General features: G+C 69.4%; 17 protein-coding genes, 1 tRNA gene and 1 pseudogene. 11 read left to right on the forward strand and 8 right to left on the reverse strand.

Annotated features, from left to right (window positions below; genetic code table 11):
• The first annotated feature begins 7 nt into the window (after positions 1 to 7).
• From ACKI2N_RS14565 to trmB, 3 genes and pseudogenes are all read left to right on the forward strand, one after another.
• Positions 8 to 2,257: a phosphocholine-specific phospholipase C gene (locus ACKI2N_RS14565; RefSeq protein ID WP_420993359.1), complete on the forward strand. Its 2,250-nt coding sequence runs from the start codon at positions 8 to 10 to the stop codon at positions 2,255 to 2,257.
• A gap of 129 nt (positions 2,258 to 2,386) precedes the next feature.
• Positions 2,387 to 2,461, forward strand: a tRNA-Gly gene (locus tag ACKI2N_RS14570).
• Positions 2,434 to 3,296, forward strand: a pseudogene (gene trmB, locus ACKI2N_RS14575) (tRNA (guanosine(46)-N7)-methyltransferase TrmB). Before ACKI2N_RS14570 ends, trmB begins: the two are co-directional and overlap by 28 nt.
• A 95-nt stretch (positions 3,297 to 3,391) precedes the next feature.
• Here trmB and ACKI2N_RS14580 read toward each other — a convergent pair.
• From ACKI2N_RS14580 to ACKI2N_RS14590, 3 genes are all read right to left on the reverse strand, one after another.
• Positions 3,392 to 4,273 (reverse strand): undecaprenyl-diphosphate phosphatase, encoded by an 882-nt coding sequence (locus tag ACKI2N_RS14580; protein ID WP_420993360.1) that lies wholly within the window; start codon positions 4,271 to 4,273, stop codon positions 3,392 to 3,394.
• A gap of 91 nt (positions 4,274 to 4,364) precedes the next feature.
• Positions 4,365 to 4,925: a DUF1439 domain-containing protein gene (locus ACKI2N_RS14585; RefSeq protein ID WP_420993361.1), complete on the reverse strand. Its 561-nt coding sequence runs from the start codon at positions 4,923 to 4,925 to the stop codon at positions 4,365 to 4,367.
• A 17-nt stretch (positions 4,926 to 4,942) separates the two neighbouring features.
• Entirely contained in the window at positions 4,943 to 5,236 is a 294-nt protein-coding gene (locus ACKI2N_RS14590) for a YkgJ family cysteine cluster protein (RefSeq protein WP_420993362.1), read from the reverse strand.
• 258 nt (positions 5,237 to 5,494) lie between these two features.
• On the opposite strand from ACKI2N_RS14590, the gene ACKI2N_RS14595 reads away from it, so the two are divergent.
• The 6 genes from ACKI2N_RS14595 (at position 5,495) to ACKI2N_RS14620 (ending at position 13,506) form a co-directional block, all read left to right on the forward strand.
• The gene (locus ACKI2N_RS14595) at positions 5,495 to 6,328 is read left to right on the forward strand and encodes a TetR/AcrR family transcriptional regulator (protein WP_420993363.1); all 834 of its coding nucleotides are present in this window, start codon (positions 5,495 to 5,497) and stop codon (positions 6,326 to 6,328) included.
• Positions 6,325 to 7,452, forward strand: coding sequence for an efflux RND transporter periplasmic adaptor subunit (locus tag ACKI2N_RS14600; RefSeq protein WP_420993364.1), 1,128 nt, complete (start codon positions 6,325 to 6,327; stop codon positions 7,450 to 7,452). The genes ACKI2N_RS14595 and ACKI2N_RS14600 overlap by 4 nt, the downstream gene beginning before the upstream one ends.
• Before the next feature lie 23 nt (positions 7,453 to 7,475).
• Positions 7,476 to 10,691 carry an efflux RND transporter permease subunit gene (locus tag ACKI2N_RS14605; protein WP_420993365.1) on the forward strand — a complete coding sequence of 1,072 codons (3,216 nt, stop codon included), beginning with the start codon at positions 7,476 to 7,478 and terminating at the stop codon, positions 10,689 to 10,691.
• Positions 10,692 to 10,888: 197 nt separating this feature from the next.
• Positions 10,889 to 11,542 carry a protein-L-isoaspartate O-methyltransferase family protein gene (locus ACKI2N_RS14610; RefSeq protein ID WP_420993366.1) on the forward strand — a complete coding sequence of 218 codons (654 nt, stop codon included), beginning with the start codon at positions 10,889 to 10,891 and terminating at the stop codon, positions 11,540 to 11,542.
• Positions 11,543 to 11,556: 14 nt separating this feature from the next.
• A complete protein-coding gene (locus ACKI2N_RS14615) occupies positions 11,557 to 11,880 on the forward strand; it encodes a rhodanese-like domain-containing protein (protein WP_420993367.1) in 324 nt (107 codons plus the stop codon).
• Between the two features lie 132 nt (positions 11,881 to 12,012).
• The gene (locus ACKI2N_RS14620; RefSeq protein WP_420993368.1) at positions 12,013 to 13,506 is read left to right on the forward strand and encodes a TolC family outer membrane protein; all 1,494 of its coding nucleotides are present in this window, start codon (positions 12,013 to 12,015) and stop codon (positions 13,504 to 13,506) included.
• A 21-nt stretch (positions 13,507 to 13,527) separates the two neighbouring features.
• Here ACKI2N_RS14620 and ACKI2N_RS14625 read toward each other — a convergent pair whose 3' ends face one another.
• From ACKI2N_RS14625 to ACKI2N_RS14645, 5 genes are all read right to left on the reverse strand, one after another.
• A complete protein-coding gene (locus ACKI2N_RS14625) occupies positions 13,528 to 14,853 on the reverse strand; it encodes an O-antigen ligase family protein (protein WP_420993369.1) in 1,326 nt (441 codons plus the stop codon).
• Positions 14,854 to 14,915: 62 nt separating this feature from the next.
• On the reverse strand, positions 14,916 to 15,737 hold the full coding sequence (locus ACKI2N_RS14630; protein ID WP_420993470.1) for an META and DUF4377 domain-containing protein: 822 nt from the start codon (positions 15,735 to 15,737) through the stop codon (positions 14,916 to 14,918).
• A gap of 204 nt (positions 15,738 to 15,941) precedes the next feature.
• Positions 15,942 to 17,267, reverse strand: a complete 1,326-nt coding sequence (gene waaA, locus ACKI2N_RS14635) for a lipid IV(A) 3-deoxy-D-manno-octulosonic acid transferase (RefSeq protein ID WP_420993370.1) — start codon at positions 17,265 to 17,267, stop codon at positions 15,942 to 15,944.
• Complete coding sequence (waaC, locus tag ACKI2N_RS14640; RefSeq protein ID WP_420993371.1) at positions 17,267 to 18,343, reverse strand: lipopolysaccharide heptosyltransferase I; 1,077 nt, start codon at positions 18,341 to 18,343, stop codon at positions 17,267 to 17,269. The genes waaA and waaC overlap by 1 nt, the downstream gene beginning before the upstream one ends.
• 4 nt (positions 18,344 to 18,347) lie before the next feature.
• Positions 18,348 to 19,733 carry a phosphomannomutase/phosphoglucomutase gene (locus tag ACKI2N_RS14645; protein ID WP_420993372.1) on the reverse strand — a complete coding sequence of 462 codons (1,386 nt, stop codon included), beginning with the start codon at positions 19,731 to 19,733 and terminating at the stop codon, positions 18,348 to 18,350.
• A 229-nt stretch (positions 19,734 to 19,962) separates the two neighbouring features.
• On the opposite strand from ACKI2N_RS14645, the gene ACKI2N_RS14650 reads away from it, so the two are divergent.
• Both ACKI2N_RS14650 and ACKI2N_RS14655 read left to right on the forward strand, forming a co-directional pair.
• Positions 19,963 to 21,120 carry a glycosyltransferase family 4 protein gene (locus ACKI2N_RS14650; protein ID WP_420993373.1) on the forward strand — a complete coding sequence of 386 codons (1,158 nt, stop codon included), beginning with the start codon at positions 19,963 to 19,965 and terminating at the stop codon, positions 21,118 to 21,120.
• Entirely contained in the window at positions 21,117 to 22,433 is a 1,317-nt protein-coding gene (locus tag ACKI2N_RS14655; protein ID WP_420993375.1) for an exopolysaccharide biosynthesis polyprenyl glycosylphosphotransferase, read from the forward strand. Before ACKI2N_RS14650 ends, ACKI2N_RS14655 begins: the two co-directional genes overlap by 4 nt.
• Position 22,434: the final 1 nt, after the last annotated feature.

Consider the following 22,434-nt stretch of genomic DNA (forward strand, 5'->3'; position numbering starts at 1 on the left):
CAGAACAATGACTTCACGCCGCAACTTTCTGAAGACAGCGTCCGGCGCGGGCTTTGCCGCCGCGACGCTGGCCGCCTTCCCCCCGAGCATCCGCAAGGCGCTGGCCATCCCGGCCAACAACGCAACCGGCACCATCAAGGACGTCGAGCACGTGATCATCCTGATGCAGGAGAATCGCTCGTTCGACCATTATTTCGGCACGCTCAAGGGCGTGCGCGGCTTCGGCGACAGGTTCACCATCCCCCTGCCCAACGGCCGCAAGGTATGGCAGCAGGAGCGCACCGGCGGCGCCGTGCTGACGCCCTATCACCTCGACGGCAGCGCCAACAACGCGCAGCGCGCGGCGGGCGCCAACCATACCTGGGTGGACAGCCAGAAGGCCTGGGACAACGGCCGCATGACCAGCTGGCCAGCCAACAAGAAAGACATCTCCATGGGCTACTTCAAGGAGAGGGAGGTCCCGTTCCAGTTCGCGCTGGCCAATGCCTTCACGCTGTGCGACGCGTATCACTGCTCGATGCATACCGGCACCGACGCCAACCGCGCCTTCCACATCACGGGCACCAACGGTCCCAAGGCCGCCGGCGTCGCCTTCGTCAACAACGAGTGGGACGCGATCGACGGCCTGCCGGCCTCGGTCAACAAGGGCTACACGTGGAAAACCTACGCGGAGCGCCTTGAAGAAGCGGGGGTGAGCTGGATTTCCTACCAGAACATGCCCGACGAATGGGGCGACAACATGCTCGGCGCCTTCCAGCAGTTCCGCCGCGCCAACCTCGCGTCGGGCTTCCCGGTGTCCAGCGGCGGCTCGCCCGGCGTGCCTTACGCCAATACCGGCCAGGCCCTGCCCTACCACGCCTACGACGCGGCCACGGACAACGCCGGCAATCCGCTCTACAAGGGCATTGCCAATACGCTGCCGGGAACCACCCCCGAAAGCTATCTCGACGCGTTCAAGCGGGACATCCGCGAAGGCAAGCTGCCGCAAGTCAGCTGGATCAATGCGCCGTCGATCTATTGCGAACATCCGGGGCCGTCCAGCCCGGTGCAAGGCGCGTGGTTCCTGCAGGAAGTACTGGATGCGCTCACCGCGGTGCCGGAGGTGTGGAGCAAGACCGTGCTGCTGGTCAACTTCGACGAGAACGATGGCTACTTCGACCACGTGCCGTCGCCGTCGGCGCCGTCGCGCAACGCCGATTCGTCGCTGGCGGGGAAATCGACGCTCGCCGATGCGGACATGAGCTTCGAGTATTACGATCACCCCGCGCCGCCGGGCAGCAGCGGCCAGCCCGCGAAGGACGGCCGCGTCTACGGGCCGGGCCCGCGCGTGCCCCTGTACGCGATCTCGCCGTGGAGCCGGGGCGGCTGGGTCAACTCGCAGGTGTTCGACCATACTTCCGTGCTGCGCTTCCTGGAAGCGCGCTTCGGCGTCGTCGAGACGAACATCAGCCCGTTCCGCCGCGCCGTCTGCGGCGACCTGACCAGCGTGTTCAACTTCAAGACCCCCAACGACGAGCCCCTGCCGACGCTGAACGGCCGCAGCACGCGCGCCGCCGCGGACCAGTTGCGCAGCGCGCAGCAAGCGCTGCCGGCGGTGCCGCTGCCGGCGGACATGCAGTTGCCGATCCAGGCCAGCGGCACGCGCCCCTCGCGCGCGCTGCCCTACGAACTGCACACCAGCGCGCGCTGCAATGCCACCGGCCTGATGGAACTGGTGTTCTCCAACACCGGTTCGCAGGCGGCCGTGTTCCATGTCTACGACCGCCACAACCTCGGCCGCATACCGCGCCGCTACGTGGTCGAAGCCGGGAAAATGTTGAGCGACACCTGGAGCCCGCTCCAGGACAATCTCGGCATGTACGACCTCTGGGTCCTCGGCCCCAACGGCTACCACCGGCACTTCAAGGGCGACACCAACCGGATCGCCGATACCGGCATCGCGCCGGAGATCCGCGTGTGCTACGACATCGCCAACGGCGACGTCTACGTCGACCTGATGAACGGCGGCAGCCAGCCATGCAACTTCACCATCGCGCCGCAGGCTTACCGCAAGGACGGCCCGTGGCAGGTGACGGTCGCGGGCAAGGGCACCGAGTCCATGCACTGGTCGCTGGCCGGCAGCGGCCAGTGGTATGACTTCGCCGTGACCTGCGATGCCGACCCCGCGTTCTACCGGCGGTTTGCCGGACGGGTGGAAACGGGCAAGCACACGGTCAGCGACCCGGCCATGGGGGTGGGCACGGATCAGCCGGGCTGAACCGCGAGGGGCTCCCGGACTGGAGTGACGGGAGCCCTCCGGCGTCAGTGCGGCAAGCCCCGGGGTGGCGAGGCGCCGAAATGCTCCGGGCCTGCGAGTTATGCTAGAATCCGCGCCTGTTACGCCTTAGCGGGCGTCGTATAATGGCCATTACCTTAGCTTCCCAAGCTAAAGACGTGGGTTCGATTCCCATCGCCCGCTCCACTTCAGATTGAGACGAGCCGCCTTCGCCGCCTGGTCATCGACCGACCAGGCTCCGCCCGGCGGCTTTTTTGTTGCCATGCTTCCCCAAGATCCCAGTTCCGACCCGACGCCCGCCGACGAAGCGGGCAACGTACCCGACCCGGCCGCAGACGTGGCGCATCCGCGCCGCATCCGCTCGTTCGTGCGCCGCGCGGGGCGGACTTCCACCGGGCAGCAGCGCGCCATCGACGACCTGGGCCCGCGCTTCATCCTGCCCTACGCGCCACGGCCGCTGGACTGGGAAGCCACGTTCGGCCGCGCCGCGCCGGCGATCCTGGAAATCGGTTTCGGCATGGGCGAGACCACCGCGCATATCGCGCAACTGCGCCCGCAGGACAATTTCCTGGGCTGCGAGGTGCATGAGCCCGGCGTGGGCGCGCTGCTCAAGCTGATCGGCGAGCGCGGCATCGACAATGTGCGGATCATGCCGCACGATGCGGTCGAGGTCATCGCGCACATGCTGACCGACGGCTGCCTGGACGGCGTGCATATCTTCTTCCCCGATCCCTGGCACAAGAAGCGCCACAACAAGCGCCGCCTGGTGCAGCCGCCGCTGGTGAAGGTGCTGGCCAGCCGGCTCAAGCCGGGTGGCTACCTGCACTGCGCGACCGACTGGGAGGAGTACGCTCACCAGATGGTGGAAGTGCTGTCGGGCGAGCCGGCGCTGGAGAACACGTCGGATGCGCCGGGCGGCTTTGCGCCGCGGCCCGACTATCGTCCCGTCACCAAGTTCGAGCGCCGCGGCGTGCGGCTCGGGCACGGCGTGTGGGATGTGGTGTTCCGCAAGCGGGCCTGAACGCCTGGGGCCGGATCCGATGAAAAAGCGTGGCTGCTGGAGCCACGCTTTTTTTTACGTCCGCACCGGCGGCCGGCCGGGCTGCCCTGCGCGCGTCAGGCGTGCCAGGCGATCATTCCCGTATAGGCGGTGATCAGCACGATCACGCCGAACACGATGCGGTACCACGCGAACGGCTTGAAGTCGTGCGTGGCGACGAAGCGCAGCAGCCAGCGCACGCACAGGAAGGCCGACAGGAACGCGAACACGAAGCCGACCGCGAACACGCCGAGATCGTCGGCGGACAGCAGCGCGCGGGCCTTGTACAGCTCGTAGACGGTGGCGCCGAAGATCACCGGGATCGCCAGGAAGAACGAGAACTCGGTCGCCACCTGGCGCGACAGCCCGAACAGCATGCCGCCGATGATGGTGGCGCCCGAGCGCGAGGTGCCGGGGATCAGCGCGAAGCATTGCGCCAGGCCGACCTTGAGCGCGTCGCGCCAGTTCAGGTCGTCCACCGATTCGATGCGCGGCGCGCCGGCCTTGGCGGCTTCCAGCAGCGCGTTGCCGGCCGGGTGCGAAACCCGGCCGCGATGCGCCTCGCGCCATTCGGCCCACAGGATCACCACGCCGCCGACGATGAAGGCGGTGGCCACGGTGACCGGGTTGAACAGATGCGCCTTGATCCATTTGCCGAACACCAGCGCCAGCACGATCGCCGGCACCGTGGCGACGATCACGTTGATGGCGAAGCGGCGCGCCTTCTCGTCGGTGGCCAGGCCGCCCACCACGGTGGCGATGCGGCGGCGGAATTCCCAGCACACCGCCAGGATGGCGCCGAACTGGATCACGATTTCGAAGATCTTGCCTTTCTCGTCGTTGAAGTCGAGCAGCTGGCCGGCCAGGATCAGGTGGCCGGTGCTGGAGATGGGCAGGAACTCGGTCAGTCCTTCGACGATGCCGAGGATCACGGCTTTCAGGGCGAGCGCAATATCCATGCTGGTTGGGTGGGGCGAAGGATTGGAAAAGGAAAGAGGCCGCAAGGCGCCGGACCAGGAAACCCGCCGCGAACGGGCCGCGGCCGCGCGCTCACGGGCGGTTGATCTTGACGTTGATCCCGTTGGGCAAGACGGTGATTGTACCGGGCTCGACACTGCTGCCGGCAAGGCGCAGCTGGTCCGGGCGGAAGGTATAGAGCGGATAGCCCTGCAGCAGTTGCTCGGCCAGGACGCCGCCCAGCGCATTGAGCTGGCGCGCGAACTGCGGCGGCAGGCCACTGACGTCGAACTGCTGCACCTGCGGGTCCTGCAGCACCAGCGAGCGGCTGGGCGCGTCGTAGCGCAGGCCGCTGTCGAGCGCGAAGCGGCCGGTCAGCGGCTGGCCGAAGAACAGGCGGTTGTCGATGGTCGCGTCGAACTGCACGTTCACGCGGTTGCGTTCGGCATCGAGCGTGAGCCGCGGGTTGGCGAGCTGGATGTCGAACAGCTCCATGTAGCGCTTGTTGAACGGAAACTTGCGTTCCAGCGCGGCCTGCAACTGGCTTTGCGAGAAGGTGTAGTCGTTGCCGAACACGGCGCAGCCCGCCAGCGCGGCGGCGAGCGCGGTAGCACCACTTGCTGCCAGCCAGCGCCGGCGAGTCATCATGACCATCGTTGGTTTCCTTGCGTTCAGCCGGCCACGGCGGCGGGCGCGGGCGCCGTGGCGGCTTCCAGCCGCGCCAGCCATGCCAGCGCCTGCCCGCGCGAAGTGCCGCACATGTCGGCGGCGGGCCTCAGGCCGGCGCAGAACGCCGGCCGCGAAGGCTGCCCGAAGATCGCGCAGCGGCGGTCCGGCAGCAGTTGCACGCACGGCACGCCGGCAGGCTTGCCGTGCGGCATGCCGGGGATGGGCGACGTGATCGAGGGCGCGGTGCAACAAGCGCCACAATCCGGGCGGCAGGAGAGTTCAGACTGAGCGGGCATGGCAAAGGTTCAGGCGCGGACCGCGTCCGGCAGGCCGTATTGTGCCCCAAGCTTGCTGCGCCGCACCGCGCCGGCACGCATGCACACAGTCACCCATACGCGCACCGCGGCGCTCACATATCGCAACAATGGCGCGGCACAATGGCGCACATCCCCTGGCTTGACCGACTCCACCCGCTCCACTACATTACTGACCCAAGGGTTATTTATTGACACGTCTCGCAGAGAACGCGCCGGCATAGGCGCGCCGCGCCCCAAGTGAACAAGTCCCCAGACCAGAACCAAGCCGCGGCGAATCCCAGCAAGCGTTGGGCGCGCCGCAAGGCCGCGCGCCCGCAGGAACTGGTGGCCGCGGCGCTAGAACTGTTTGTCGAACGCGGCTACGCCGCCACCCGCCTGGAAGATGTCGCGGCGGCGGCGGGCGTGTCCAAGGGCACGGTATATCTGTACTTCGCCAACAAGGAAGAGCTGTTCAAGACGGTGGTGCGGGAGAACCTGGGGCCGGCGCTGGCCCGGGGCGTCGACCTGGTGGAGAGCTTCGAAGGCACCACCGCCGAGCTGCTGCGCGAACTGCTGCGCGGCTGGTGGGGCCTGATCGGCGCCACGCCGGTGGCGGGGCTGACCAAGCTCGTCATGGCCGAGGCGAATCACTTCCCCGACATCGCCCGCTTCTACCACGAGGAAGTGACGGTGCCCGGCGACGAGCTGTTCGCCCGCGTGCTGGCGCGCGGCATGGCCCGCGGCGAGTTGCGCGCGGTGCCGGCCAACCCCACCAGCTCGCTGATCTGCGCGCCGTTGATGTTCCTGATGCTGTGGCAGCGCGGGTTCGGGACGTTCTCCAATATCGAGATCGACCCCGAGGCGTTTATCGACAACCTGCTGCAGATGCTGCTGTTCGGCCTGACCACGGGCGCGGCGCGCGATACGCCGGTGCCGCCCAAGGTCGGGCCCTACGTCTGGGAACTGATGCAGCAGGAGCGGCAGGAGCAACGGGAACAGCAGGAACGACAGGAACGACAGGAAGCACTGGCACCGACCCAAACGCAGCAGGACGCGGCGGACACTCCGGCGCGGCCGCCGGAGACCGAATGACCCGACGCAGGAAGATACTGACAGGCGCGCTCGCCACCATCGCCGTGATCGCCGTGCTCGGCACCGCCGCCGCGGTGCGCAAGCCAGGCGCGGTACCAGCCGCCGCCACCGCCGCGCAGCCGGCCCCGGCCGGCCTGGTGGAGTTCCTCCCGTCCGACCTGGCCGAAGCCGCCGCGCAGGATCTGCACGTCTCGCTGCCGCTGTCCGGCGGACTGCGCGCGCTCAACCAGGCCTCGGTCAAGGCCAAGGTCTCGGGCGAGGTACGGCAGGTGCTGGTGCGCGAGGGCGAAGCCGTGCGCGCCGGCCAGGTCATCGTGCGCATCGACGCCACCGAATACCAGGCCAAGGTGGCCCAGGCCCGTGGCCAGATGCTGGCGGCGCGCGGCCAGTATGAAAATTCCCGGCAGACCTTCGAGCGCAACCGCGAGCTGGTCGCCAAGGGTTTCATCTCCAAGACCGCCTTCGACAACTACCAGAGCAACCTCGACGTGGCACGCGCCAACCTCGACGCCGCCCAGGGCGGGCTGGACGTCGCGCAGAAGGCGCTCGCCGACACCGTGGTCAGGTCGCCGCTGGACGGGCTGGTGGCGGCGCGCGCGGTGCACCCCGGCGAGAAGGTCTCGCCCGACACGCGCCTGGTCGACGTGGTCGACCTGCGCGCGCTGGAACTGGAGGCGCCCATCCCCACCGCCGACGTGGCGCGCGCCGCCATCGGCCAGGCGGTGCGGCTGGACGTGGAAGGCAGCGGCCGCTTCGAAGGCAGGCTGGTGCGCATCAATCCCTCCGCGGTGCCCGGCTCGCGCAGCATCATGGTCTACGTGCGCGTGGACAACCCCGACGCGCGCCTGCGCGCCGGCATGTTCGCGCAGGGCACGCTGGTGCTGGGCCACCGTGCGGGCGTGGTGGCCGTACCCGCCACCGCGATCCGCGGCGACGGCGGGCGCGCCTTCGTCTACAGCGTGGAAAACGGCGTGCTGGCCGAGCGCGAAGTCAGGCCCGGCATCCGCGACGAAGAAAGCGGGCTGGTGGAAATCGCCGGCGGCCTGGCCGCGGGCGCCCAGGTCGTGCGCAACAACCTCGGCACCTTGCGCGCGGGCAGCCGCGTCAAGCTGGTCAAGGCCTAGGGTCCGGAGCCAGGAGCGCGCCCATGTGGTTCACCCGCCTGTCGATCCATAACCCGGTGCTGGCCACCATGATGATGCTGGCCTTTGTCGTGGTGGGGCTGTTCTCCTACCAGCGGCTGTCGGTCGACCAGTTCCCCGACATCACCTTCCCGATCGTGGTGGTGCAGACCGAGTACCCCGGCGCCGCGCCGGAATCGGTGGAGTCGGACGTCACCCGCAAGATCGAGGAGATCGTCAACACCATCTCCGGCATCGACGAGATCTTCTCGCACTCGTACCAGGGCACCTCGGTGGTGGTGATCAAGTTCGACCTGTCGGTGGACGTGGGCCAGGCGGCGCAGGACGTGCGCGACAAGATCGCGCTGATCCGCCCGCAGTTCCGCGACGAGGTGAAGGACCCGCGCGTGCTGCGCTACGACCCGTCCGACGCGCCGGTGTTCTACCTGTCGGTGTCCAACGCGCCGGGCGCGCAGCGCAGCCAGCGCGAGCTGACCACCATCGCCGACCAGATCGTGCGCAAGCGCCTGGAAACCGTGCGCGGCGTGGGCGCCATCAGCCTGGTCGGCGGCACCAGGCGCGAGGTGGAGATCCGCATCCGCCCGGCCCAGCTCGAAGCGCTCGGCATCGGCGTGAACCAGGTCATGGACGCGGTGCGCAGCGAGAACCAGGAACTGCCGGCCGGCGAGCTGCGCTCCGCCGCCACCGAGACCGTGGTGCAGATCAAGGGCCGCATGGCCACGCCCGAGGCGTTCCGCAAGATCATCGTGGCGCGCCGCGCCGGCCAGCCGGTCACGCTGGACCAGGTGGCCGACGTGCGCGACGGCGAAGAGGAGCTGGAAAGCGTGGCCATGCTCGACGGCAAGCGCGCGCTGTTCCTGTCGGTGGTGAAGGCGCAGGGCCAGAACACCGTGGACACCGTGGACGGCCTCCTCAGGATGACCGACGAGGTGCGCCGCCTGGTGCCCGCCGGCGTGCAGCTCACCGTGGTCAACGACGCCGCGCGCGGCATCCGCAGCAGCGTCAGGGAAGTCCGCTCCACGCTGCTCGAAGGCGCCATGCTGACGGTGGCCATCGTCTTCCTGTTCCTGGGCTCGTGGCGCAGCACGGTCATCACCGGCCTGACGCTGCCGATCGCGCTGATCGGCACCTTCGGCGTGATGTACATGTTCGGCTTCACGCTCAACGTGATCACGCTGATGGCGCTGTCGCTGTGCGTGGGCCTGCTGATCGACGACGCCATCGTGGTGCGCGAGAACATCGTGCGCCACAACCTGATGGGCAAGGACCATCGCGCCGCGGCGCTGGACGGCACCAGCGAGATCGGCCTGGCGGTGCTGGCCACCACCTTCTCCATCGTCGCGGTGTTCCTGCCGGTCGGCTTCATGGGCGGCATCATCGGCCGCTTCTTCCATCAGTTCGGCGTGACCGTGGTGGCGGCCGTGCTGATCTCGATGTTCGTCTCGTTCACGCTGGACCCCATGTTGTCGTCGGTCTGGCACGATCCCGACCTGCACGGCACCGGCAACAAGACGAGCCTGTACGGCCGCACCGCCGGCCGCCTGCTGGACTGGTTCTCGGCGCGCATGGACGCGCTCGGCCACGGCTACGGCAGCATGCTGGGCTGGGCGCTCAGGCACCGCCTGGCCACGGCTGTCATCGCGGCCGCCACGTTCTTCGGCAGCTTCGCGCTGGTGCCGCTGATCGGCACCGAGTTCGTGCCCGCGGCGGACCTGGGCGAGACGCAGGTCGGCTTCACCACGCCGGTGGGCACCTCGCTGGCCGTCACCGAGGCCAAGGTCAGGCAGGTGGAAGCCGCGCTCAAGGCCTTCCCGGAAGTGGCCTACACCTACGCCACCATCAACTCGGGCAACGCCTCGGGCCGCAACAACGCGCTGGTGTCGGTGCGGCTGACCGACCGGCGCGCGCGCACGCTCACCACGGCGAAGCTCAACCCGATGATCCGCGCGCGGCTGGCGGGCATCGCCGGCATCACGCTGACCATGGTCGGCATGCCCGACGGCGCGGGCGGGCAGAAGGCGCTGCAGGTATCGATCCAGGGCGACGACCTGGAAACGCTGCGGCGCCTGTCGCTCGAGGCCGGCCGCCGCATGAGCGCCGTCCCCGGGCTGACCGACCTCGACTCCAGCATGAAGGACGACCGCCCCACCGTGGAAGTCCGCATCCGCCGCGAGCTCGCCTCCGACCTGGGCGTGGGCATCGCGCAGATCGGCAACGCGCTGCGCCCGCTGCTGGCCGGCGACGCCATCGGCGCCTGGCGCGCCCCGAACGACGAGAACTACGACGTGCGCGTGCGCCTGCCCAGAGACGCCCGCACCGGCATGGCCGACCTCAACGGCCTGATGATCGCCAGCACCCAGGCAGGCAGCGACGGCGCGCCGCGCATGGTGCCGCTGCGCCAGGTCGCCGAACTGGTGCCCACCACCGGCGCCAACCAGATCAGCCGGCGCGACCTCAGCCGCGAGGTGGAGCTGACCGCCAACACCACCGGCCGCTCGCAGGGCGAGGTGGCGCGCGAGGTCAGGGCGGCGCTGGACGGCATGAACTGGCCGGCGGGGTACAAGTACCGCTTCGGCGGCTCCACCAAGTCGATGAACGAGTCGTTCGGCTTCGCCGTGTCGGCGCTGGCGCTGGCGGTGATCTTCATCTACATGATCCTGGCCTCGCAGTTCGCCAGCTTCTTCCAGCCGGTCGCCATCATGACCTCGCTGCCGCTCACGCTGATCGGCGTGTTCGCGGCGCTGCTGCTGTTCCGCTCCACGCTGAACATGTTCTCCGTCATCGGCTTCATCATGCTGATGGGTCTGGTGACCAAGAACGCCATCCTGCTGGTCGACTTCGCCAACCAGGCCCGGCGCGGCGCCGACGGCCAGCCGCCGCTGCCGCGCGAGGCCGCGCTGGTGGCCGCCGCGCGCGTGCGCCTGCGCCCCATCCTGATGACCACGCTGGCCATGATCTTCGGCATGGTGCCGCTGGCCTTCAGCCTCGGCGAAGGCGCCGAGCAGCGCGCGCCGATGGGGCAGACGGTGATCGGCGGCATCATCACCTCGTCGATCCTGACCCTGGTGGTGGTGCCGGTGATCTACACCTACCTGGACGATTTCGGCGCCTGGCTGGGCCGGCTGTGGCAAGGCAAGCCCGCGGCGGCCCGGGCGGGCGTCCAGGCCCCGGCGGCGGACATGGCCGACCTGCCCGCGCGCGGGCCGGCCAGCGCGGAATGAAGCCGGCACCAGCGCGGGGCACGAGGCCGCGGCGCCGGCCGGATTGCGGCATGGAGGCGACACCTTGGCCCACGCGCTTGGGCAACTGTCTTGGCGAGGGGTTAAAATGCCAGGTTTGAATGGATTTCCCCCGGCCCTGGCACCGCGCGGCCGGACTCAGAACTGAACAAGCGGTTGGCACTGGAAGGAATGGCAAGATGGATCTCGAGAAAGCCCGATTCAATATGATCGAACAGCAAATCCGCCCGTGGGATGTGCTGGACCAGGAAATCCTGGACCTGCTGGCGGTGGTCAAGCGGGAACAGTTCGTACCGCAGGCGTATGCCGCGCTGGCCTTCGTCGACATGGAAATCCCGCTGCCGGGCGGCCAGAACATGCTGGCGCCGCGCGTCGAGGCCCGCATCCTGCAGGACCTGGCCGTGCGCAAGCATGAGCAGGTGCTCGAGATCGGCGCCGGCTCCGGCTACATGGCCGCCCTGCTGGCCCACCGCGCGCGCCACGTGCTGACCGTGGACATCCTGCCCGAGCTGGCCGCGCTGGCCCGCCAGAACCTGGCCGGCGCCGGCGTGGCCAACGTCGACGTGGCCGAAGGCAATGCCGCCGCCGGCTGGGCCGCGAGCGCTCCCTACGACGTCATCTGCATCTCCGGCGCGCTGCCCTCGGTGCCCGCCTCGATCCTGTCGCAGGTCAAGGTCGGCGGGCGCATCGCCGCCTTCGTCGGCACGCTGCCCGCGATGGAAGCGCAGATCATCACGCGCGTGAGCGAGACCGAGTACAAGACCGTCAACCTGTTCGAGACCGTCGTCACGCCGCTGACCGGCGCCGAGCAGCCGTCGCGCTTCCACTTCTGAACGGGACAGGCCACATGCAGGTCATCAACGCTCCCGAACTGGCACAGTGGCTGGCCGACGCCGGCCGCCCGCAGCCGGTGCTGCTCGACGTGCGGGAAGGCTGGGAGGTGCAGACCTGCGCCATGCCCGGCATCACCCATATCCCGATGGGCCAGATCCCGGCGCGCGCCGCCGAGCTCGACGAAGACGCCGACATCGTCTGCATCTGCCATCACGGCATGCGCAGCATGCAGGTGGCGGGCTTTCTCGAGCGGCAAGGCTTCGGCAAGGTCTACAACCTGACCGGCGGCATCGACGCCTGGGCCAGCCAGGTAGACCCGGCCATGCCGAAGTATTGACGGCGCCGCCAGGCGCCGGCACCAGGCAGTCCTTTTTCACGGCGCCGGCAGGCTTGCGGCGCCGGTCCCCTTGAACGCTGATCGATAGAAACCCACGCCGCGCGCACCCGCTGCCGGCCGACTGGAGATGTCATGAGGTTTGCGCTGAGGTATGCGCTGTTTCGTGTGCGGAGCCTGCCCGCGACGCGCCTGGCACTGACGGGCCCGCTGCTCGCGCTGCTGTACCTGCCGGCCGCGCATGGCGCCGACGACCTGCTCCAGGTCTACCGCGATGCCCAGGCCAACGATGCGCAGTTCGCCAGCGCCCGCGCCCAGCTGGCGGCCAGCCAGGAAAAGCTGCCACAAGGGCGCGCCGGCCTGCTGCCGCAGATCGCCGGCGCGGTAGGCGCTTCGCGCACCAAGGTCGACCAGTCCGCGCCGGTCGTCGGCGACCGCTTCATCAACGGCAACAACTGGGCGCTGCAGCTGACCCAGCCGCTGTTCCGCTGGGACCGCTGGGAAACCTACAAGCAGGGCGAGCTGGCCGCGCTGGCCGGCGAGGTCAGCTTCAGCCAGGCGCAGCTCGACCTGATCACGCGCACCTCGCAGGCCTACTTCGACGTGCTGGCCTCGCAGGACAACCTCTACCTGGCCGGCGCGCAGAAAAAGGCCATCGCCGAGCAGCTGGCGCAGGCCAAGCGCAACTTCGAGGTCGGCACCGCCACCATCACCGACGCCAACGACGCCCAGGCCCGCTACGACCTCGCCATCTCGACCGAGATCGCGGCGCAGAGCGACCTGGAAATCAAGCGCGCCAACCTGCAGCAGATCACCGGCAAGCCGGTCGACGAACTGCTCGGCCTGCGCCCCGCCGCCGAGCTGCCCGGCCCGGTGCCGGCCGACGTGAACACCTGGGCCAGCCAGGCCGAGGACACCAACCCGCAGGTCGGCCTGGCCCGCTACAACCTCGACTCCGCGCAGCGCGAGTACAACAAGGCGCGCGCCGGGCACCTGCCGACCGTCGACCTGGTCGCCTCCTACGGCTTCAACAATTCCACCGGCACCACCACGCAGACGGTCAACGTCGCCAGCCGCTACAACAGCGGCCAGATCGGCGTGCAGCTCAACGTGCCGATCTACAGCGGCGGCCAGATCCAGTCGCGCGTGCGCGAAACCATCGCGCTGGCCGACAAGGCCGCCAGCGACCTCGAGTTCGCGCGCCGCACCGCCGCCCAGAGCGCGCGCCAGAGCTACTCCGGGGTGTCCAACGGCCTGGCCCAGGTCAAGGCGCTGGAAGCCGCCGAGCATTCGGCGCAAAGCGCGGTGGAATCCAACGAGCTCGGCTACGAAGTGGGCGTGCGCATCAACATCGACGTGCTGAACGCCGAAGCGCAGCTCTACTCCACCCGCCGCGACCTCGCCAAGGCGCGCTACGACACCATCATGAACGGCCTGCGCCTGAAGGCCGCCACCGGCGCGCTGACCGAGAACGACGTGGTGCAGATCAATACGCTGCTGACCTCGGTGCCGGGGTCGATGTATAAGTTGCCGGAGAAGGTGAAGCTGGGCACGGCGGCGCCGGCCCCGTCGCACGGCCAGCGTGCTCGGCAGGAACGCCTGGCATTGCCCGCAGTGCCGCGTTCCTGACTCGGGAAATCCGCCCGGCCGCTACGCCGGCCGAACACTCGCGGCCGCGCGGCTGACGTCCGCCACCGTGGAGGGCTGCATGGCGGCCTCGAGATCGCCAGGAGCCTGCGCGGACCGCACCGTGCGCGCCTGCTGGCCCGCTAGACCCAGCAACAGCCCGATCAGCCCTGCATAGAACACCACGTTAGCCTGGTGTGCCGTGGTGACCTGGGTTAGGCCGCATATGAGGGAGGCCATCACGGCACCCAGACCCGCGCCGCACAGGCTGATGCCTTGCCCGTTGTGGCCCTCGCGGCAGGCGACCAGCGCACGCCCAAACAGCGCTGCCGGGACGAAAAACAACCCGAGCAAGGTCAGCAAGCCGGGAAGTCCGGTCGTAGACGCCGCCTCCACGACATCATCATGTGCATGCTCGAGCTTGCATGCTGGGGAGTCGGTCCATTGCTGGCAGAACGCCGACGCATGCAGAATGTTCGCGAACTGGCCAACGCCCACGCCGGTCCACGGATGCTCGACAAAATATTGCATGCCGATCTGCCAGATCTTCAAGCGCACACCCACCGAGGTATCGATATTGCCCAACTGGAATTGCTCGATCTCCTGCACTGCCTGGTCCAGCCTCTCGGATACTGGACTGCCGGGCACCATGTATGCGCCGACAGCCAGTGCGGCCGTGGTTGCGATCGAAACGAGAAACATACGTACGCTAAAACGCTGGTAGCGAATCAGGAGCATCGGAACCAGCGTCACCAGCAAGGCAACCACCGCGCCGCGCGTGCCATTGAGCATGAGGATGGACACCGCGCATAACACATTGAACCATGCTTCGGCATGCACACGGCGGCCATCGCCGGGACGCGCGAATCCGACCAGCGACAGTGCCGCGACCATGTTGGCAAAGGCAATCGGCTGCGTCCAGGCCGCGGGACGCGGATCGTGCAGTGCGAGGTATTGATAGCAGACGATTACCAGCGCAAAGAACAACGCAACCGTGATGCCTCGCCAGAGCTTGGCCGGATCGGGTGCCGTGCGAATCACCGTCCAGCAGGTCAGGATAGCCAGCAAAGATCGCGACGGATTGTCGATTACATTCCAAGGCGTGTGAAAGTAGAGCTTCGAGCCGACGTAGACCAGCATGAAGGCCAGCACCGCCAAGGCCAGCGGAACTAGGACCGCACCATGCTCCCGCCATGCGCGCCCCATTCCTCGCCACCCAGCCAACCCCAGCAGGACGACGCCCGCCAGGAACCCCCCGGCCCCACGCGGCACGCATAGGATCAATACAGGGAAGAAAAAGACAAGGATGTCGGCTAGCCAAGATAGCCGGTTTTTTTCAGGAACATTCATGGGGGTCACGATACCACGCGGCATGGCGCACGCCGCGAGGCAGTTCAAAGGCAGCCTGCATTTTAACGGATCGGTTGCGCCGCACCACGTAACCGCTCCTCCACGCTAAGCAACTGCCAGCGAATCGCCGGCGCATCCGCTGGCGGATTCGGCACCTGATACTCTCGCACGCGAAGCTTATAACTGACCCCGGGCTCGAAGTCGAGGCCCTCGATGGGACCATACCAAAGCTGCCAGGGCGCATCGGATGAATCACGCCAGCGGTAGCACTGCATGCGGCCAATACCCGGGCATTCCACACGTTGCGAGTCGATATAGACAATCCGCTCGCCGCCCGCCACCGCATCGATCTTCGCGCCGCGCCTGCCCACGCCTGCGCGCTCGACGAACTGCAGTAGGTCGCCGTCGGCGGTCTTCCAGATGATCTGGCGTCCGGTCGATCCCGCCGAGGGCTGCGTGCCCACGGTAGTGAACGGCGACTGCATGGCCTTGAGCAGCGCGCCTTCCAGTTCGCCGCGCGGCGGCATGCAGGCCATGCGCGTGCCGGCCATCCGGTCGAAGCGCATGCCGGCGTCGGTCTTGCCGTAGCCGCCGGTAAAGCGGTTGCAGCCGCTATAGCCGCTGACCGTGCCTTGCGCGGCGTCGATGCCGCTGTTGAATTCAAAGACGATGGGCTGGCCGTTGTCGCCGTGCGGAATCGGCCTGAGCGTGCCGTCGGGCTGTTGCCAACGCACCAGTTCCCAGCGGCTGGGGCCGCCGCTCTGCGTCTGGTTGAGGCTGGCGCCCGCGCCGGGGGAATCGGGTGCGGCGCCGGTGGCGCAGGCGCCCAGCGCCGCGACAAGCAGCACGGCCGAGGCGACGCGCGCTGCCCACGCAGCCGTCATGCGGGCGTGAGAATGGCGGGGGTTCTGCAGGTTCTGCATGGGATAGCTCCGGTTCGGGGGCGCGCGGCCTGGCCTGCCCGCGCCGCCCTGCGGGCGGCCCACGGGCCAGGTCAGGCCGCGAGACTGGCCCTCACGCGGGACAGTGTAGCGAACCACACAGCAGCGGCCCATCGGGCGCCGGCCTACATGCCGGCGGGGCCCGTGCTAGCGCGCCGCGCCGATCACCTGCGCCAGAGCCGCCATGGTCCGCTGCGTGGCGCCGCGATGGAGCACCGAGAATGCCCGCGCGGCATCGCGCATGGCGGCCAGGCCGGGCGCGTCGCCCAGCACCGTGGCGGCCGTGCGCATCAGTTCGTCCGCATCGGCCACGCGCCGGCAGGCGCCGGCGGCGATGGCGTCCTCGGTCGCCTGCGCGAAATTGAAAGTGTGCGGCCCGATCAGCACCGGCGTGCCCGCCGCGCATGCCTCGATCAGGTTCTGGCCGCCCAAGGGCAGCAGGCTGCCGCCGATGAAGGCAAGATCGGAAGCAGCGAAGTACAGCGCCATCTCGCCCATCGAGTCGCCCAGCAGCACGTCCGCCGTGACCGGCTCCGGCAAACCCGACTGTTCCCAGCCGGCGGCATCGCCGAACGCGCTGCGGCGCTGGAGCGAGAAGCCCTGGCGCGCCACCAGCGCCGCGACCTCGTCGAAGCGCTGCGGATGGCGCGGCACCAGCAGCAGGGCCGGGCGCGGCACGGCTGCGGGCGCGGGCGCGGCCAGTGCCAGCCAGCGCGCGAACGCGGCCAGCACCAGCGCCTCCTCGCCCTCGCGCGTGCTGGTGGCGGCAAACACGGCACGCGCGCCAAACCCTTTGCGCAGCAGGCGGCCGCGCCGCAGGCCGGCCTCGGGCGGCTCCATGTCGAACTTGAGGTTGCCGGTGACCTCGACCGCGGGCAGGCCAAGCGCGCGGAAGCGTTCGGCGTCGCCCTGCGTCTGCGCCAGCACCGCGGTGAAATCGCGGTACATCGCCGTGGCGGCCTGCCCGAAGCGCGCCGTGCGCCGGTAGCTGCGCGGCGACAGCCGGGCATTGACCAGCAGCAGCGGCACGCCCTCCAGGCGCGCGCCGCGCACTAGGCTGGGCCACACCTCGGTTTCCATCAGCATGCCCGCCACCGGCCGGAAATAGCGCAGGAAGCGGCGCACCAGCCAGGGCAGGTCGTAGGGCAGGTAGCACTGCGTTACGCGCGGCTGCGCACCGAACAGCTGGGCCCCGGTCTGGCGGCCCGTCGGCGTCATGTGCGTGAGCAGCAAGCGGTGAGACGGATAGCTGGCCAGCAGCGCCTCGATCAGCGGCTGGGCCGCGCGCGTCTCGCCCACCGACACGGCGTGGACCCACAGCCACGGACCAGCCGCGGGCAGCTTGCCGTAGGCGCCCAGGCGCTCGCCCACGTGCCGCACGTAACCCGGCTCCTTGCGCCCGCGCCAAACCAGGCGCAGCAGTGCCACCGGCAGCGCGACCAGCCACAGCAGGTTGTAGAGGGCACGCAGCATCAGCGCTCCAGCCCGCGCACGCGCCGCGCGGCGGCGTAGACCTCGCCCGGCGGCGGCACCACGCCATCGTCGCCCACGTTGGCGATGCTGTCCGACCAGTAGCCCTCGGTCTTCCAGCGCCAGGTGGCGGTATAGATTTCCACGGTGGGACGGCACAGCGCGGCGGCGATATGGACCAGCCCCGTGTCGACGCCGATCACCACCTCGGCGCGGTTGATCAGCCCGAAGCCCTGCATCACGGAAAAACGCGGCAGCACCTGCGCGCCTGGCACGCCGGCGGCAATCTCCTGCGCCGCGCGCCGCTCGGCCTCGCTGCCCCACGGCAGCAGCATGGCCAGGCCTTCCTCGGCCAGGCGGCGGCCGAGTTCGTGCCAGCTCGCCAGCGGCCATCGCTTCCTGGCGCCCGCGGTGGCATGGAAGCACACTGCGTAGCGCGCGGGCAGGCCTGCCCACAGCACATCGTCCACATGCAGGCTGCGCGCGCCTGGGCCGAAGAACTGCGGCGGCTCGGGCGGCGCGATGCCGGTAAGCGCGGCGCCCAGCAAGCGCGAGCGCCGCACCGAGTGGGTCTGCAGCGGCACGGTCACCGGCACGGTATAGAACAGCCGCGCGGCCGGCTCGTAGCCCGAGCCCTGCGTGGCATTGCCCAGCCCGATCACCGGCGCGCCCGGGCGGCGGCGCGCCACGCGCGCCACCACGGCGGTCTTGAGCAGGCCCTGGGTTTCGATCACGGCATCGTAGGCCTGCTCGCGCAGCGCGCGGCGGAAGGCGCCGATCTCGCGCCAGGCCGCGCCCTGGTAGACGCGCTTGCGCCAGCGCCGCAGCGCGAACGGAATCACCTTGCGCACCTCGGGCAGCAGGCGCACCAGGTCGGCATAGCCCTCTTCCACCACCCAGTCGATCTCGCATCCGGGCCAGCGCGCGCGCAGGTCGTGCACCAGCGGCATGTTGTGCACCACGTCGCCCAGCGACGAGACCTTGACCACCAGGATGCGCGGCCTCGCGGGCAGCGCGTAGGGCGCGGCGGCTTCGCCCGTGTTGCTCGTTTCGCCCGACACGGGCGCAGTCAACGGCATCCGCTCAGAACGGCAGTTGCGCGTCCGGCTTTTCAGCCAGGATCACGCGCTTGAATTCGGCCTGGATGCGGGCCAGCGCGGCATCGCTGTCGGCCTCGAAGCGCATCACCACCACCGGCGTGGTGTTGGACGGGCGCGCCAGGCCGAAGCCGTCGGCATATTCCACGCGCACGCCGTCGATGGTGATGACCTCGCGCGCGCCGTCGAACTTCGCGTTGGCGCGGATCTTGTCGAGCAGCGTGAAGGCCTCGCCCTCGGCGCACTTGAGCTGCAGCTCGGGCGTGCAGTTCGAATTGGGCAGCGCGTTGAGCACCGCGCTCGGGTCGGCGTGCCTGGAGAGGATCTCGAGCAGGCGCGCGCCCGTGTACAGGCCGTCGTCGAAGCCGTACCAGCGGTCCTTGAAGAACACGTGGCCGCTCATCTCGCCGGCCAGCGGCGCGCCGGTTTCCTTGAGCTTGGCCTTGACCAGCGAGTGACCGGTCTTCCACATCAGCGGCTCGCCGCCGTGCTGGCGGATCCACGGGGCCAGCTTGCCGGTGCACTTGACGTCGTAGATGATCTGCTGGCCCGGGTTGCGTGCCAGGATCTCCTCGGCGAACAGCATCAACTGGCGGTCGGGGAAGACCACCTGGCCATCCTTGGTCACCACGCCGAGGCGATCGCCGTCGCCGTCGAAGGCCAGGCCCAGTTCGCAGTCGGTCTCGCGCAGGCAGCGCATCAGGTCCTGCAGGTTCTCCACATGAGCGGGATCGGGATGGTGGTTGGGGAAATTGCCGTCCACCTCGCAGAACAGCTCGGTGACTTCGCAGCCGAGCGCGCGGAACAGGTCGCCGACGAAGGCGCCGGCCACGCCGTTGCCGGCATCCAGCGCGATCTTCATCGGGCGCGCCAGCTTGACGTCTCCGGTGATGCGGTCCAGGTATTGCTGGCGGACGTCGACCTGCTCATAGCCGCCGGCCCCGCTGGCGAACTGGCCTGCCTCGATGCGCTGGCGCAGCGCCTGGATCTGCTCGCCGTAGATCGCCTTGCCGCCCAGCACCATCTTGAAGCCGTTGTAGTCGGGCGGATTGTGGCTGCCGGTGACCATGATGCCGGAAGCGGCGCGGCGGCCGGCCAGCTCGACATTGGTGCCGAAATAGACCATCGGCGTGGCCACCATGCCCAGGTCGATCACGTCCACGCCCGCGGCGCGCAGCCCTTCGACCAGGCCGCCCAGCAGGTCGGGGCCCGACAGGCGCCCGTCGCGCCCGACCACCACCGCGCGCTCGCCCTGCTCCGCGGCGGCCGAGCCGAAGGACAGGCCGATCGCGCGCGCCACGTCGCGCGTCAGGGTCTTGCCGACGATGCCGCGGATATCGTAGGCCTTGAAAATGGAAGGATCTGCTTGCATGGGTCGCATCCTGTGGTAATCGGTCCAGGCGTGGACTGCCGCCGCCGGCGGAACGGCCGGCGGCGGCAAACGCGCCAAAGACCGTATTTTGCCGGAATGCGGATGACACGCCAGTTATAATCGTCCGGCTGTGCCCGAAATCGACGCCGCGGCCCTCGGGGCCGCCGCTGCCGGCAGCCTGCCCCGGCCGGCCGCCCCTAGTGCCTTGCCGTGCCTTGCCGCCTTGCCCGTGCCCTCTCCCCTGTCCGCCACCCGTCCGCGCGTTGCCTACCTGATCACGAACTCCGAGATCGGGGGAGCGCAGACGCACGTGGCCGACCTGCTGACCGCGCTGCGCGACCGCATCGAGCCGGTGCTGCTGGCCGGCGGCAGCGGCCCGCTGCTCGACCACGCCCGCGCCGCAGGCGCGCGCACCGAACGCCTGCCGCTGCTGGACAACGCCCTCTCGCCGCTGCGCGCGCTGGCCGCTTTCCGGCAGTTGCTGGCAGCGCTGCGCGCGGCCGCGCCCGACCTGATCCACACGCATAGCGCCAAGGCCGGCGCGCTGGGCCGGCTGGCCGGCTGGCTGCTCGGCGTGCCGGTGGTCTATACCGTGCACGGCTTCGCCTTCAAGGCCGCCGCGCCCGCGCGCCAGCGCCTGGCCGCGCGCGCGGTGGAATGGCTGCTGGCCCCGCTCACCACGCGCCTGATCTGCGTGGCGCAGGCCGAGCGCGAACTGGCCGCGGCCCTGCCGCTTGCCGCGTCGCGCATCAGCGTGATCCGCAACGGCATCGCCGACACGCCGGCGCGCGCCACGCCCGGCGCGCCGCTGCGCCGCATCGTCATGGTGGCCCGCCTGGCCGCGCCCAAGCGGGCCGACCTGGCGATCCGCGCCTTCGCGCGCGCCGCCCTGCCCGATTGCGAACTGGTGATCGCCGGCGAAGGCCCGCAACTGGAGGCCCTGCGTACCCTGGCCGGTGCCGCGGCGCCCGGCCGCATCCGCTTTGCCGGCGCGGTCGCCGACGTGCCGGCGCTGCTGGCGTCGGCCCAGGCGTTCCTGCTGGCCTCCGACCACGAAGGTTTCCCGTTATCGGTGCTGGAAGCCATGCGCGCCGGCCTGCCGGTTGCCGCCAGTGACCTCCCCGGCATCCGCGAGCAGCTCGACGACGGCGCCTGCGGCCTGCTGGTGCCCGGCAACGACGAAGCCACCTGGGCCGCCGCACTGCAGCGGCTGGCCGGCGATGCCAGCCTGCGCGCCGCGCTCGGGCAGGCCGCCCGCGCGCGCTGGGCGCGCGAATTCGGCCTAGCGCCGATGGCCGAAGCCACCTGGGCGGTCTACCAGCAGGCGCTGGCCGGCAGGCACCCAGCCGTGCGCGCGGCAGCCAGCAGCGGAGCCGGAACAAGATGAACAAGAGCCACAGCGTGGGCCGCGCCGCCCAGTTACCCCGTTCGCAGGGATCGGAAACCATCCGCCGCGCCAGCCGCATGCTGGTATGGGCTCTGTTCGGGCTGCTGCTGTTCGGCCTCAACGCCGCGCTGGCCGAACTGGCCCGCCACACCGGGCTGGTCACCCATGTCTTCACCCGCACCCTGCTGTGGTCGGTGCTGCCCTACCTGTTCGCCTTCGTGCTGCTGCACCGCTCGCTGCACCTGCCGGCAATGGAAGGCAACAGCCTGGTCGGCCTCGCCGCCACCCTGCCCTTCGCCGCGCTGCTGTTCGGCTTCGCCGCCTTCCATCTCGAATACTCGCGCGGCGCGCTGCTGCTCGGCTACCTCACCACGCTGGGCTGGATCTGGTTCGGCTACCGCCGCTTCGTGCGCAACTACGTGCCCGTATTCGGCTACACCGATGCCGCCACCCTGGCGCAGCTCGAACGGATCCTCGCCATGCCCGGCGCGGCGCCGGCCAGCCCCACCCGCTTCCAGGCCATCAGCTCGCTAGAGGAAGCCGTGCACTGCGACGGCCTCATGCTGGACCGCAATGCCACCGCCGACCCCGAGCGCACGCGCGTGCTGGCCCAGTTCAAGCTCAGCCACGTGCGCATGTACTCGGTGGAGCGCATCGGCGAAATGCTCACCGGCCGCGTCGGCCTGGCCCACATCGACGAGAACTTCCTCGACGACTACGCCGCCCACTACTTCTACAGTTTCACCAAGCGCGCGATCGACCTGGCCGCCGTGCTTTGCCTGGCGCCCGTCGCGCTGCCGGTGGGCCTCGTCGTGGGCCTCGCCATCCGGCTGGAATCGCCGGGCCCGGCGCTGTTCCGCCAGGCCCGCGTCGGCCTGTTCGGCAAGCCGTTCACCATGTTCAAGTTCCGCAGCATGGGATACGACGCCGGCGCCCCGGCGCAATTCGCCGCCCGCCGCGATCCGCGCGTCACCCGCGTGGGCCGCGTCATCCGCAAGTATCGCCTCGACGAGATACCGCAGTTGTGGAACGTGCTGGTCGGCGACATGAGCCTGATCGGCCCGCGCCCGGAGCAGGTGCCAATGGTCGAGGAGTTCGCCCGCACCATCGCCTACTATCCCTATCGTCACCTGGTGCGCCCGGGCCTGTCCGGCTGGGCGCAGGTGCAGCAGGGTTACGTCGGCACGCACGAAGAGACCGTCACCAAGCTCAGCTATGACCTGTACTACGTCAAGCACTGCTCGTTCGCGCTGGACCTGCTGATCGCGGTGAAGACGCTGCGGACGTTGTTGACGGGATATGGGGCGCGGTGAA

It is taken from the genome of Cupriavidus sp. 30B13 (assembly GCF_049059565.2).
Lineage (GTDB): Bacteria > Pseudomonadota > Gammaproteobacteria > Burkholderiales > Burkholderiaceae > Cupriavidus.

Excerpts from the sequence above, each read along its gene's own strand:
- ACKI2N_RS14600 (WP_420993364.1), top strand. The coding sequence starts at position 6,325 with ATGACCCGACGCAGGAAGATACTGACAGGCGCGCTCGCCACCATCGCC.
- ACKI2N_RS14605 (WP_420993365.1), top strand. The coding sequence starts at position 7,476 with ATGTGGTTCACCCGCCTGTCGATCCATAACCCGGTGCTGGCCACCATG.
- ACKI2N_RS14625 (WP_420993369.1), bottom strand. The coding sequence starts at position 14,853 with ATGAATGTTCCTGAAAAAAACCGGCTATCTTGGCTAGCCGACATCCTT.
- ACKI2N_RS14580 (WP_420993360.1), bottom strand. The coding sequence starts at position 4,273 with ATGGATATTGCGCTCGCCCTGAAAGCCGTGATCCTCGGCATCGTCGAA.
- waaC (WP_420993371.1), bottom strand. The coding sequence starts at position 18,343 with ATGCCGTTGACTGCGCCCGTGTCGGGCGAAACGAGCAACACGGGCGAA.
- waaA (WP_420993370.1), bottom strand. The coding sequence starts at position 17,267 with ATGCTGCGTGCCCTCTACAACCTGCTGTGGCTGGTCGCGCTGCCGGTG.
- ACKI2N_RS14620 (WP_420993368.1), top strand. The coding sequence starts at position 12,013 with ATGAGGTTTGCGCTGAGGTATGCGCTGTTTCGTGTGCGGAGCCTGCCC.
- ACKI2N_RS14630 (WP_420993470.1), bottom strand. The coding sequence starts at position 15,737 with ATGACGGCTGCGTGGGCAGCGCGCGTCGCCTCGGCCGTGCTGCTTGTC.
- ACKI2N_RS14615 (WP_420993367.1), top strand. The coding sequence starts at position 11,557 with ATGCAGGTCATCAACGCTCCCGAACTGGCACAGTGGCTGGCCGACGCC.
- ACKI2N_RS14610 (WP_420993366.1), top strand. The coding sequence starts at position 10,889 with ATGGATCTCGAGAAAGCCCGATTCAATATGATCGAACAGCAAATCCGC.
- ACKI2N_RS14590 (WP_420993362.1), bottom strand. The coding sequence starts at position 5,236 with ATGCCCGCTCAGTCTGAACTCTCCTGCCGCCCGGATTGTGGCGCTTGT.
- ACKI2N_RS14645 (WP_420993372.1), bottom strand. The coding sequence starts at position 19,733 with ATGCAAGCAGATCCTTCCATTTTCAAGGCCTACGATATCCGCGGCATC.
- ACKI2N_RS14655 (WP_420993375.1), top strand. The coding sequence starts at position 21,117 with ATGAACAAGAGCCACAGCGTGGGCCGCGCCGCCCAGTTACCCCGTTCG.
- ACKI2N_RS14585 (WP_420993361.1), bottom strand. The coding sequence starts at position 4,925 with ATGGTCATGATGACTCGCCGGCGCTGGCTGGCAGCAAGTGGTGCTACC.
- ACKI2N_RS14565 (WP_420993359.1), top strand. The coding sequence starts at position 8 with ATGACTTCACGCCGCAACTTTCTGAAGACAGCGTCCGGCGCGGGCTTT.